This is a genomic window from Pseudomonas sp. NPDC087614, from assembly GCF_044743485.1.
Lineage (GTDB): Bacteria > Pseudomonadota > Gammaproteobacteria > Pseudomonadales > Pseudomonadaceae > Aquipseudomonas > Aquipseudomonas baetica_A.
This window is the reverse complement of record NZ_JBIUWN010000116.1, coordinates 1-11,610: the sequence shown is the minus strand read 5'-3', so window position 1 is coordinate 11,610 and position 11,610 is coordinate 1. Positions and strand designations below refer to the sequence as shown.

Sequence of the window (11,610 nt, the reverse complement as noted above, 5' to 3'; positions counted from 1 at the left end):
TATGGAGATCGATTTACCAGGTTGAACTGGTGAAAGAAGGGCTTGCCTTACGGCAGGCCGTTACCGGCCCGCACACAAAAAATCTGACACTCCCGGGCAGACTGTTACATGCCCCGTAACAGTTCATGTCCGCAATCGCTATTTTTCCTACAGACTCAAATCCGTATTCTGAGCGGGCTTTCACGGGATAAGCCGCCAAGCATTCGGCCTTGGCGCCTTAACCACTCAAGCCATTGCTGACAGATTTCAGATCAACCGAAGGTCTTCGGTTGCTCGCCCCGGTGTTCACTGACGTTGATTTGTAGCTCCTTGATCCAACGTCTTACCTTGGCCGCTGCGTTTGCAGCGGCCTTTTTTATGGGTGACGGGTTTTAGCGGGGAGATGGCAGGGCTGGCGCAGCCCTGCCGATTGTTGCGCAGGGTTCAGAGCGAATATTTCTGCAAATTCGCCATCATTTCCTTCAGCGCCTCAATGTTGTCCTTGGGGTGCGCCGCGCCTTCGAAATCGCAAATCTGCTGCCAGTGCGCCGCGACATCGTCCGGCGAAAATCCAACACGCGGATCAAACCCGGCCCCCAAACTGCGCTCCCACCGCACCTTGCCCATCCAGCCACCACCGACCTCAAACAGCCCGGAGGTCTCCTGGCACTGTTCACTGGCCAGATACACCACCAACGGACTGACCAGCTCCGGCTTCAGTTGCTCGAATACTTGCGGCGGGATCAGGCCTTCGGTCATGCGCGTGCCGCCAGTCGGGGCGATGGCGTTGACCAGAATGTTGTTCTTGCGGCCCTCGATGGCAAGGGTGCGGGTCAGGCCGTACAGGCCAAGTTTGGCCATGCCGTAGTTGGATTGGCCGAAGTTGCCGTAGATGCCGGAAGTCGACGCGGTGAAGATCACTCGACCGTAGTTTTGTTCACGCAGGTGCGGCCACGCGGCGCGGGTGACTTTGTAGGCGCCTTCGACATGGACGCGGTAAACCAGATCCCAGTCGGCATCGTCCATTTTGTGGAAGGTCTTGTCGCGCAGGATCCCGGCGTTGTTGACCACCACGTCGACGCGGCCAAAGACGTCGAGGGCGTTCTGCACCAGTTTGTCGCCGTCAGTGACCGAGTCGTGGTTGGCTTCGGCGATGCCGCCGGCCTCACGAATTTCTGCCACCACGCGGTCGGCGGCGCTAGCATTGGCGCCTTCGCCCTGGGTCGAGCCACCGAGGTCATTGACCAGCACTTTGGCGCCCTGTCTGGCAAACAGCAGTGCATGCGCCCGTCCCAGACCGCCACCGGCTCCGGTGACGATCACGACTTTATCTTCGAAACGCACAGACTCATTCATCAGGGCAACTCCAGCAGGCCAAAGGACAGAGAGCCCGAGTGTCAGGCACGGGGCTTTGGGTCACAACGAACACGGCTGAGGCTGAATGGTGCGCGATAAGGTGAGGGGATGATGCCAAGCAAGATCAATAGATCGCTGGCGGCGATCAATTGATCTTTCAGGAGCACGCCACTTTGCGCGGCGGCAGCGCCAAACGGTCGCGGAACGCCAGGTAATGCGTGAGCACCTGCACCGGCGCTTCGGTCTGCGGATAGTGACCAATACCCGGCAACAGCACGGTGTCCGCGTCTGCAATCAACTCCCGGTACCGCTCGACCATGTGCGCACCGGAGATCGGATCGACTTCGCCATCGATCACCCGCAACGGGATTTCGCCACGCTGCATGGCCGCCACCCAGCGGTCGCGCTGCACGCGACGCTCGGGGATGTAGCCAATCAGCTTGTGCATGATGCGCGGGCCTTGATGGGTGTCGATCAGACTCCAGAAATCATCCAGCTCGCTCTCGCTTGGCCGGGTCTGCGGGCCGAAAATCTGTCCGAAACTTTTCACCAGCGCGTCTCGGGTGAAAGCGCGACCGATCATCCAGCCTAAAGGGCTGAGCAGCAGTTTTTGCATCAACACCGGGCGGTGGGTTTCCGGGAACAGTCCACCGTTGAGGAACACGCAACTGGCGACCTTGATGTGCGCCTCGTAATGCCGCGCGAGCAGTTCCTGCGCGACGCTGTCGCCATAGTCATGAGCGAGGAGGTGTACCGGCTGCTCGACCTGCAGATGCGCGAGCAACGCCTGTTGCAGATCGGCTTGTTCCAGCAGGCTATAGCGGTGATTGACCGGTTTGGCCGAGTCGCCGAAACCGAGCATGTCACAGGCGATCACGCGATACCGTTGAGCCAGTGGCTGCCACAGGTAATGCCAATCCCAACTGGCGGTCGGGAAACCATGGATCAGCAGCAGCGGCTCACCCTGCCCCGCCGTCCAGTAACGGATCGACTGACCACCAAAAACAAAGGTCTGGCTGCGCTTGCGCCAGACACACAACGGAATCTCGGCAAGAGGCATCAGAGTTGATATCCAGGGTTCTGTTTATCGAGTTTGCGCAGCAATGCCGGCCACGCCAGCGCGCCACCCATGCCTTGAGCACTTTTGGTGACGCCGGCGATCATCGCTTTGGCGCCCGCCAGAACCTGCGGTTCGATGGCAATGAGTTCAGCGCCGCCGGTCTGCGCCATCACCTGAATGTCGCAGGCACGCTGGAAGGTGAACATCATCAGAAAAGTGTCAGCGATAGTGCCGCCACAGGTCAGCAGACCGTGGTTGTGCAGCATGAGGAAATGGTTATCGCCGAGGTCGGCCTGCAAGCGCGCCTTCTCCTCGTGATTGAGGGCCACGCCTTCATAGGCGTGATAAGCGAGGCTGGACAGGACAAACAGCGATTGCTGACTGATTGGCAGCACACCCTGCTTTTGCGCCGACACCGCAACCCCCGAGGCCGTGTGCGTATGCAGCACGCAAACCACATCGTGTCGAACTTCGTGCACGGCGCTGTGGATGGTGTAACCGGCGGGGTTGATTTCGTAAGGACTGTCCATGAGTTTGTTGCCGGCCTGATCGACTTTCACCAGGCTCGATGCGGTGATCTCGTGGAACATCAGGCCAAACGGATTGATCAGGAAATCTTCGGTGCCCGGCACCTTGGCCGAAATGTGCGTGAAGATCAGATCATCCCAGCCATGCAGCGCGACCAGACGATAACAGGCGGCGAGATCGACTCGGGTCTGCCATTCCGCGGCGCTGACCTGATCTTTGACATTAAGGGACGATTGGACGGGGGCTACGCTCACTGTATGCACCTCTGCGTTCTTATTGTTCTGCACGTGTGAGCAGTCTAGTCAGGCGCAGGCCATCGCGTAGTTGCATTGGCAGCCAGCTTGATGACTGAACGAGTCAGCCCGGCAAACAGCTTGGATCCGTGTCAAAGCAACGACGCCAACAAAGGGGCCGCGAACAGATTGAGCAACCCGGTGAGGACCATCACCAGACCCGCCACCGAACCCTCCTCACCGCCCACTTCATGGGCGCGGCTGACACCGGCGCCATGGGCACCGACACCGAACAGGGCGCCACGGGCCAAGGCACTGCGCAATGGCAACCACTTCAAAAGAACGCCACCGAGCATCGCGCCAAACACCCCGGTAAACATCACGAACACCGCCGTCAATTCCGGCACACCACCGAGATCCTGAGCCAGCGGCATGGCGAATGGCGTGGTGATCGAGCGCGGCACCAGCGACATTGTCACCGAACTGTCCAGTGCCAGCGCCTTGGCCAGTGCGAACGAAGTGGCGATTGATGCGGCACTGCCAGCCACCATGCCGAGCATCAATGCAGGCCAGTGCCGCATCAACAGATGCCGCTGCTGCCAGATCGGCACGGCGAAGGCGACTGTCACCGGACCGAGCACCCGCATCAACCAATGGGTGTTGCTGGAATACTCGGCGTAAGCGGTGTGCAGCGGCACGGCCAGCGCCAACAACAGCGTTGGCACCAGAATCAGCGGCGACAGCAGGTAACGGCCGGTGCGCCGATAAATCCAGCGGCTGAACAAGTACGCCAGCAGGGTGAATGCGAGCCAGAACATCGGCATCAATTCAAGCGTCATGGGACCGCCTCAGGCGCACGGCCCATTCCACGGTGAACGCCGTCACCAGCATGACCATCAACGTGCTGGCGGCGATCACCAACAGAATCCGCCAACCGTCATTGCGCAGCAGCGCCCCATAATCAAGCAGGCTCATCAGCGCCGGGATGAAGAACAGCAGCATCTCCGCCATCAGCAGCCCCGCGCCCAATTGCAATGCCGCCGGTTTGACCCAGCCAAAGGCGAACGCCAGCAGCAACAGCGCCATGCCGATCACGCCACCGGGAATCGGCCACGCCAGCCAAGCGGCGAGTTGGCAGCCAAGCAGGTAGAGACCGAGCAGCACGGCCAGTTCGACAACAAGGCGGGAAAGGTACTTGAGGGTTGCGGCGTTCATGGCTTTGCTCCTGACAGGGGCTTATTTTACGAACCGAGCACCCATCCCAGAAGCGAATTGTTAGACTCCAAGCCATTCCAAAAAGGAATCAGGCTATGGAATTCAAACAACTGCGCAGTTTTGTCGAAGTCATGCATCAGGGCGGTTTTACCCAGGCCGCGAAAACCCTGCACATCAGCCAATCGGCCGTGAGCAAACAAGTCGCACAACTCGAACAAAGCCTGGGCACCCCGTTGCTCGAACGGCTGGGTTCGCAGTTGCGCCTGACCACCGCCGGCAGCGTGGTGTTGCAACGAGCCGAGGGCATGCTGCGCTTGCGCAATGAATTGCTCAGCGAACTCGACGACCTCAGCCATCTGACCCGTGGCGAGTTGCGCCTGGGCCTGCCGCTGTTGGGCAGTGACACGTTGTTCGCCGGGCTGTTTGCCGAATACCGTCGGCGCTATCCGAATATCAAGATCCAATTACTTGAAGGCGGTAGCCGCCATATTGAGCAAGCCGTGTTGAGCGCAGAACTGGAATTGGGCGGCAGTTTGTTGCCCAAGGATGCGCAGTTCGACTATCAGCCGTTCTGCGATGAGAAACTCGATGCACTGTTGCCGATGGATCATCCGTTGGCTGAGCGGGGCGAAATCGGTCTGGAAGAATTGGCCGATACGCCGTTTCTGCTGTATCAGCGCAGTTTTGTGCTCAATGACCGCTTGCTCCAGGCGTGCCAGCAGATGGGCTTCACACCGAAGGAAGGCGGACGCAGTGGGCAGGCGGATTTTCTGGTGTCACTGGTGGCCGCCGGGCAAGGCGTGGTGTTGCTGCCCAGCGTGGTCGCGCGGGGTCTGGTGCGGCCAGGCGTCGTGCGCCTGACCTTGAAAGCACCGGACTCGCTTCGCTGGGATATCGTTTTCATCTGGCGTCAGGGCGCCTATCTGTCGAAAGCGGCGCAAGCCTGGCTTTCTCTGCTGCGCGAGCGACCAATCAGCCCTTGAGCGCGCCGATGAACTCAGCCAGCCAAGGCTCGGCGTCGGTTTCCGGGGTCACGCTTTCGCTGGCGTCGATGCGCAGCATGTCCTGCACTTCGCGCACGCCCAGTTCGCCGAACAGTTCGCGCATCTGCTCGCCACCGCCGCAGAAGGTATCGCCGTAACTGGCGTCGCCCAACGCAATCACCGCCCCCGGCAAACCGCGCCAGGCAGCGGGTAATTGGTCACGAAGGGCCGAATACAACGGCTGCAGATTGTCCGGCAACTCGCCCATGCCGGTGGTCGAGGTCACCGCCAGCAGCGCTTGAGGGCCAAAAGACTGAAGGTCCGTCAGGCTGGCGCGCGAGTTGTAGAAGGTTTCAAAGCCGGCGGCTTTCAGCAGATTCTGGGCGTGGCGGGCGACTTCTTCGGCGGTACCGTAGACCGAACCGGAGAGGATGGCGACTTTCATCAATCTGATCCTGGAGCTGAAAAAAAGAGCGCCGATATTAACAGCCTGAGCCGTGAAGTTGCGATTAACTCCCAATAAGCGCCAATGACCTATAGACAGCCTCCGCCGATCTTCTAGAATGCCCGTCACTGACACCTCTGAAAGGATTCAAAGATGATCAACGCCAGCCTGCTGCAAATGGTAATCAACGCATCGAACGATGGAATTGTGGTCGCGGAAAAGGAAGGCGAACAGGACAACATCCTGATTTACGTCAACCCGGCCTTCGAGCGCTTGACCGGTTATGCCAGCGAGGAAATCCTCTATCAAGACTGTCGCTTTCTGCAATCGGGAGACAGGGATCAGGAAAACCTGACACTGATTCGCGAAGCGCTGCGCAATAGCGGATCTTGCCGGGAAATCCTGCGCAACTATCGCAAGGACGGCACACCGTTCTGGAATGAACTGTCGCTTTCAACGGTGAAAAACACCGATGACGGGCAAACCTATTTCGTCGGTGTTCAAAAAGATGTGACGGTTCAGGTCAAAGCCCAGCAACGCGTTGCGCAATTGGAAGCCCAGGTCGCGGCGCTCAAAGCCGAACTGGCTGAACTGAAAGCGACAAACGGTTAAAACAAAACAGCGAACCAATTGTCATTAACTACAATCACCAATGACTTTGTAACTATTCACTTCGAGTTCACCATGCAACGCGACGCCCTCCTGACCCAGGATGAGCTGGATTTCATCCAGACCATGCAACACAACCCGCAACTCAATGTGCGGGATGCGACGTCGAGCCTGCTGGTCAATGGTGGTTCGCAGATCCGTGACTTGCTCACGCGTCTGGCCGCTCACGAACAGGTCACCATCCAGGCCAATTTCGAAAATCAGCAGATGACCTTCCCGCTGCATTTGGTGGAAGACGAGTTTCACGCGCTGCATCTGCGCCTCGGCGTACCGAGCATCTACGAAGACGGCCCGATGGTTCGCCCATGGCGACTGGCGCTTGAAGAACCGGTGGCACTGGAGAACGCCAAAGGCCAGCCTGGCACGCTGTGGGTACACGAGATCTCGCACAAAGGCGTATTGCTGGAAGTGCGCAACAAAACCAAACCGCCCAAGCATTTCGCTCTGTGGTTCAGCCCATCGGGTTATGAGCGGATTTCATTGCGTGGCCATTTCGAACGAGAGACCGAGCAAGGTTTCTTCGCCTACGAACTGAGCCAGACCGATGCCGATGAAACCGAACGTCTGCGCCAGTTCATCCTGCAACAACATCGCCTGACACATCCGGCCCTGCACACCTGAGCCTTTAAAACCTGGCCTTCAGGTATCCAGCGTGCCCGCCAGAAACTGCGTCAGCCGCTGAAACATTGTCGCCCCTTCATTACCAATGCAACCGATTGACGTTCCAGCCAGGCTGTCCTGCGCCAGATCGGAGGCATCCCCCGCCAGCAGCACCTGACAATCAAGGCTCAACGCCAGCCGGCTCAAGCGTCGCGGAAGGTCGGCGCTCGGTGCGTGGTTGGAAAACAATACCAGTACGTCAGGCCGGGTCCGTTCGCAGACCAGGGTGAGTTCATCGAACGGCTGGCCGGTGGTCAGCACGCGGATCCCTGAGCCATTGCCACTCAGGAACAGTGCCGTCACCAGCAGTTCCAGCTCTCGGCATTGTCCGGCCAAGGCACTGACAATCACCCTGCGCGGTTTCGAGCCGCGCAGCATGACGATCCGCTGCAATACCCGCGCTCTGAGAAATCCATCGAAGAACAGCCATTCGCTGGTTTGCCCGAAAGCATCTTGTCGCTGCAGCAGTTGCAGCCACAAGGGCATCAGAATGTCCTGGAACACGACGGGCAACGTATAAGAAGAAAAGATCTGACCGTAGACCAGATCCAGTTGCTGATCATCGAACGAACTGATCGCATCCTGCAGTTGCACCTGCCATTGCAGATAATCGGCCTGCACCCGATCGTCGGGGATGATGTGCGCCAGCACTTTCAACGGCTCGGTCTTGGCCAGAATCTTGCCGACTTTGCTGACGGACACACCACGATCGATCCAGTCGAGAATGCTGCGAACGCGCTCGATATCGGCCATCGAATACAAGCGATGCCCACTTTCGGTGCGTGTTGGTTGAATCAAACCATAGCGCCGCTCCCATGCACGTAACGTGACCGGGTTAACGCCGGTCAATCGTGCGACTTCACGTATGGGGAACAGATCTTCACATTCCAGCGCAAGGGATGCCTGCGAAGCAGGGCTTTTGTCCGTGATGACAGACATAAGACAATCAACGTCCTTGTTGGCGAATTGGATCCTATTCTAACCTTGATGGGGTATTAAGATTCAAGCGATGAACAGCGACCAAAGTCGCTGGTTAAATCGGTAAAATCCGGAATATTCCTTGCATACTGTAAAACGCTGGCCACTACCCCCGGCCCTGCGTCAGGCGAAACTCCTACCCGGAGCGACGCACTCGAAATACGGAGATATACAATGTCTACTTCCCCCGTCACGCTGATGGTTGCGCGTCGCGTCGCCGATGGACGCTATCAGGATCTGATCGCCTGGCTGCGCGAAGGTGAACAACTGGCCACCGACTTCCCCGGTTATCTCGGCTCCGGTGTGCTCGCACCACCGCCCGGCGATAACGAGTTTCAAATCATTTTCCGCTTTGCCGATGAGCACACACTGCATGCGTGGGAGCATTCGGCCTCGCGTACTGCCTGGCTGGATCGTGGCAGCGACCTGTTTGTGCACCCGAAGGAACATCGCGTCAGCGGCATTGAGGGCTGGTTCGGCGCCGATGCGATCGGCCAGCGCCCGCCACGCTGGAAGCAGGCTGTCGCGATCTGGCTGGCGTTCTTCCCGGTGTCGCTGCTGTTCAACTTTGTCCTCGGCCCGCTGCTCAGTGAAATGAGCCTGCTGCCACGGATGCTGATCAGCACGGCATGCCTGACGCCGTTGATGGTTTATTTCTTTATTCCGTTGTCGACCCGATTACTGGCAAATTGGCTGAACAGTACGCCAGCCCGCCCGTTGCCCGTTACCCCTTGCGCGCAAAATCGCTGATCCCTCTGTGGAAGCGGCCTTGCTCGCAGCCACCTGAAGTCGGTTCTGCAATAGGTAGGTCGCTCGTGTCGCTGTTATAGTTTTTACTTCAACCGCGACGCGAGCCGTACATGACCACAACCTCCGCCCCGATCCTCATCACCGGCGCCGGCCAGCGTGTCGGCCTGCATTGCGCGCAGCGTTTGCTTGAAGATGGCCACGCTGTGATCTTCAGTTACCGCAGCGAACGTCCCGGCGTGCAAGTGCTGCGTGATCTGGGCGCCATCGGCGTGTTCGCGGATTTTTCCAGCGAAGCCGGCATACTCGCCTTCATCGCCGAACTGAAAACCCACACCGACAGCCTGCGGGCAATCGTACACAACGCCTCCGAATGGCTGGCCGAAACCCCGGACAACGGAGCCGAAGCGTTCACACGCCTGTTCAACCTGCACATGCTCGCGCCCTATCTGATCAACCTGCATTGCGCCGATCTGCTCACGCTATCGACGCCTGCGGACATCATCCACATCAGCGATGATGTCACCCGCAAGGGCAGCAGCAAGCACATCGGTTACTGCGCCACAAAGGCCGGGCTCGACAGCCTGACCTTGTCGTTCGCCGCTCGCTATGCGCCGGCGATCAAGGTCAACGGCATCGCCCCTGCCCTGCTATCGTTCAATCCCGACGACGACGCGGCGTACCGCGCCAAAGCGCTGGCCAAATCCGCGCTGGGTATCGAACCCGGCAGTGAAGTGATCTATCAGAGCCTGCGCTACCTGCTCGACAACCCGTATGTCACCGGTACGACCCTGACCGTCAACGGCGGACGGCACGTCAAATAACAACGCCCGCGAGGATGTTCGATGACCCGCTCCCTGCCCGAGCATTACCGCGACATACTGATCGGTCTTGGTGAAGATCCCGAACGCGAAGGACTGCGAGACACGCCGCTACGCGCAGCCAAGGCCATGCAATACCTGTGTCACGGCTACGAACAGAGCGTCGATGAGATCGTCAATGGCGCGCTGTTTGCCTCCGACAGCGACGAGATGATCATCGTCGCCGACATCGAACTGTACTCATTGTGCGAACATCACCTGCTGCCCTTCATCGGCAAGGCCCATGTGGCTTATATTCCGACGGGCAAGGTGCTGGGGTTGTCGAAGATCGGGCGGCTGGTGGACATGTTCGCCCGGCGCCTGCAGATTCAGGAAAACCTCACCCGACAGGTTGCCGATGCGGTGCAGCAAGTCACCGATGCCGCCGGCGTCGCCGTGGTCATTGAGGCCAGACACATGTGCATGATGATGCGCGGTGTCGAGAAACAGAATTCGACCATGAACACCTCGGTCATGCTCGGCGCCTTTCGCGAGTCGAGCAACACCCGCCAGGAGTTCCTGCAATTGATTGGACGGAGCAAGTAAATGGCACAACTTCAACCGGGAATGGCACGCATCCGGGTCAAGGATCTGCGCTTGCGCACCTTTATCGGGATCAACGAGGACGAAATCCTCAACAAGCAGGATGTGCTGATCAACCTCACCATCCTGTACGCGGCGCAGGAAGCAGTGCGCGACAACGACATCGATCACGCGCTGAACTACCGCACCATCACCAAGGCGATCATCGCCCACGTCGAGGGCAACCGCTTCGCGCTGCTCGAACGTCTGACCCAGGAACTACTGGATCTGGTGATGAGTAACGGCTCGGTGCTGTATGCCGAAGTCGAAGTCGACAAGCCGCATGCGCTGCGTTTTGCCGAGTCGGTGTCGATTACCCTTGCGGCAAGCCGCTGAGCTTCAAGCTTCGTGCTGCAAGCGGTAAGCTACAGGCACCCCACCATTGAAATCTTGCAGCTTGAAGCTTGCCGCTCAACGCTGTCTCGCAGAGACCCCCATGACTGATCAACAACGCCTCGAACTCGAAGCCGCCGCCTTCCGCCGGCTGGTCGCCCATCTGGACAGCCGCAAGGACGTGCAGAACATTGACCTGATGAACCTCGCCGGGTTCTGCCGCAACTGCCTGTCGAAGTGGTACAAGGCCGAAGCCGACGAGCGCCAGATCGAGGTCAGCCTCGATGAAGCCCGCGAAGTGGTTTACGGCATGCCGTACGCCGAGTGGAAGTCTCAATTTCAGCAAGAAGCCAGCGCCGAACAACAAGCGGCGTTCGCCAAAGGAAAACCTCATGAGTGATCTGAACACCCTGCGCACCAGCCTCAAGAGCGGCGAGCACCTTTTTGCCGACACCCTGGCCTTCATCGCCGCCGGTTACGACTACCAGCCTCAGGCGTTCAACAACGGCGGCGTGGAAAACGCTGCCGGGCAGAACGAAGGCTCGTGCAAGACCCTCAGTCTGGCGCTGCTGGAAGGCTTTAGCGATGAAGAAGCGCTGCTGGCGTTCGGCGAGCACTACCGCTCGGTGGTGGCGGCGCCTGAAGGCAGCGATCACGGCAATATTCGAGCGCTGATCAACAACGGTCTGGCCGGCGTGAAGTTCGAAACCCAGCCCCTTTGCCGCCGCTGATCCTGCGTTGCCAACCCGCGTCCCTTGTGGGAGCGGGCTTGCTCGCGAAAGCGGTGTGCCAGTCACCCAAAATATCGCCTGAAATGACGCCTTCGCGAGCAAGCCCACCCACCTTTGGACTGTGGCGCCTGTGAGTAACGGACACAAAAAAACCGGCCAAACAGACTGTGTGAAAACACACTGATGAAGGCCCAACAAAACGCCCCGACTTGTTCGGGGCGTTTGTTTTTGTGCGGGCAACAGACGAAAAA

The 11,610-nt window shown here is 58.9% G+C and carries 16 protein-coding genes; 9 read left to right on the top strand and 7 right to left on the bottom strand.

Annotated elements, in window-relative coordinates:
- Positions 1-423 precede the first annotated feature (423 nt).
- The 5 genes from ACIOWA_RS26245 to ACIOWA_RS26225 all read right to left on the bottom strand — a co-directional run bounded on the left by ACIOWA_RS26245 (position 424) and on the right by ACIOWA_RS26225 (position 4,371).
- Entirely contained in the window at positions 424-1,335 is a 912-nt protein-coding gene (locus ACIOWA_RS26245; RefSeq protein ID WP_401162679.1) for an SDR family oxidoreductase, read from the bottom strand.
- 157 nt (positions 1,336-1,492) lie between these two features.
- A complete protein-coding gene (locus ACIOWA_RS26240; protein WP_339432031.1) occupies positions 1,493-2,395 on the bottom strand; it encodes an alpha/beta hydrolase in 903 nt (300 codons plus the stop codon).
- Positions 2,395-3,177: a class II aldolase/adducin family protein gene (locus tag ACIOWA_RS26235; protein ID WP_221730000.1), complete on the bottom strand. Its 783-nt coding sequence runs from the start codon at positions 3,175-3,177 to the stop codon at positions 2,395-2,397. The genes ACIOWA_RS26240 and ACIOWA_RS26235 overlap by 1 nt, the downstream gene beginning before the upstream one ends.
- A 131-nt stretch (positions 3,178-3,308) precedes the next feature.
- Positions 3,309-3,995 (bottom strand): LrgB family protein, encoded by a 687-nt coding sequence (locus tag ACIOWA_RS26230; protein ID WP_401162677.1) that lies wholly within the window; start codon positions 3,993-3,995, stop codon positions 3,309-3,311.
- Positions 3,985-4,371 (bottom strand): CidA/LrgA family protein, encoded by a 387-nt coding sequence (locus ACIOWA_RS26225; RefSeq protein ID WP_401162675.1) that lies wholly within the window; start codon positions 4,369-4,371, stop codon positions 3,985-3,987. The genes ACIOWA_RS26230 and ACIOWA_RS26225 overlap by 11 nt, the downstream gene beginning before the upstream one ends.
- Positions 4,372-4,466: 95 nt before the next feature.
- On the opposite strand from ACIOWA_RS26225, the gene ACIOWA_RS26220 reads away from it, so the two are divergent.
- Complete coding sequence (locus ACIOWA_RS26220) at positions 4,467-5,354, top strand: LysR family transcriptional regulator (RefSeq protein WP_401162673.1); 888 nt, start codon at positions 4,467-4,469, stop codon at positions 5,352-5,354.
- On the opposite strand, the gene ACIOWA_RS26215 is transcribed toward ACIOWA_RS26220, so the two are convergent.
- Positions 5,344-5,799, bottom strand: a complete 456-nt coding sequence (locus tag ACIOWA_RS26215) for a flavodoxin (RefSeq protein WP_401162671.1) — start codon at positions 5,797-5,799, stop codon at positions 5,344-5,346. The two genes, ACIOWA_RS26220 and ACIOWA_RS26215, sit on opposite strands and share 11 nt — an antisense overlap.
- 153 nt (positions 5,800-5,952) lie before the next feature.
- Here ACIOWA_RS26215 and ACIOWA_RS26210 point away from each other — a divergent pair, with 153 nt between their 5' ends.
- Both ACIOWA_RS26210 and ACIOWA_RS26205 read left to right on the top strand, forming a co-directional pair.
- On the top strand, positions 5,953-6,411 hold the full coding sequence (locus tag ACIOWA_RS26210; RefSeq protein ID WP_401162669.1) for a PAS domain-containing protein: 459 nt from the start codon (positions 5,953-5,955) through the stop codon (positions 6,409-6,411).
- A gap of 72 nt (positions 6,412-6,483) precedes the next feature.
- Entirely contained in the window at positions 6,484-7,089 is a 606-nt protein-coding gene (locus tag ACIOWA_RS26205; RefSeq protein ID WP_401162667.1) for a hypothetical protein, read from the top strand.
- An 18-nt stretch (positions 7,090-7,107) separates the two neighbouring features.
- Here the strand turns inward: ACIOWA_RS26205 and ACIOWA_RS26200 are convergent, their stop codons facing one another.
- Positions 7,108-8,067 (bottom strand): MerR family transcriptional regulator, encoded by a 960-nt coding sequence (locus ACIOWA_RS26200; RefSeq protein WP_401162665.1) that lies wholly within the window; start codon positions 8,065-8,067, stop codon positions 7,108-7,110.
- Positions 8,068-8,280: 213 nt separating this feature from the next.
- Here ACIOWA_RS26200 and ACIOWA_RS26195 point away from each other — a divergent pair, with 213 nt between their 5' ends.
- From ACIOWA_RS26195 to ACIOWA_RS26170, 6 genes are all read left to right on the top strand, one after another.
- Positions 8,281-8,856, top strand: a complete 576-nt coding sequence (locus tag ACIOWA_RS26195; RefSeq protein WP_339494757.1) for an antibiotic biosynthesis monooxygenase — start codon at positions 8,281-8,283, stop codon at positions 8,854-8,856.
- 110 nt (positions 8,857-8,966) lie between these two features.
- Positions 8,967-9,677, top strand: coding sequence for a dihydromonapterin reductase (gene folM, locus ACIOWA_RS26190; RefSeq protein ID WP_339432022.1), 711 nt, complete (start codon positions 8,967-8,969; stop codon positions 9,675-9,677).
- A 21-nt stretch (positions 9,678-9,698) separates the two neighbouring features.
- Complete coding sequence (gene folE / locus ACIOWA_RS26185; protein WP_339432021.1) at positions 9,699-10,259, top strand: GTP cyclohydrolase I FolE; 561 nt, start codon at positions 9,699-9,701, stop codon at positions 10,257-10,259.
- A complete protein-coding gene (gene folX, locus ACIOWA_RS26180) occupies positions 10,260-10,631 on the top strand; it encodes a dihydroneopterin triphosphate 2'-epimerase (protein WP_339432020.1) in 372 nt (123 codons plus the stop codon).
- A 100-nt stretch (positions 10,632-10,731) separates the two neighbouring features.
- A complete protein-coding gene (locus ACIOWA_RS26175) occupies positions 10,732-11,028 on the top strand; it encodes a DUF1244 domain-containing protein (protein ID WP_339432019.1) in 297 nt (98 codons plus the stop codon).
- Positions 11,021-11,359, top strand: coding sequence for a HopJ type III effector protein (locus ACIOWA_RS26170; RefSeq protein WP_401162661.1), 339 nt, complete (start codon positions 11,021-11,023; stop codon positions 11,357-11,359). Before ACIOWA_RS26175 ends, ACIOWA_RS26170 begins: the two co-directional genes overlap by 8 nt.
- Positions 11,360-11,610 lie beyond the last annotated feature (251 nt).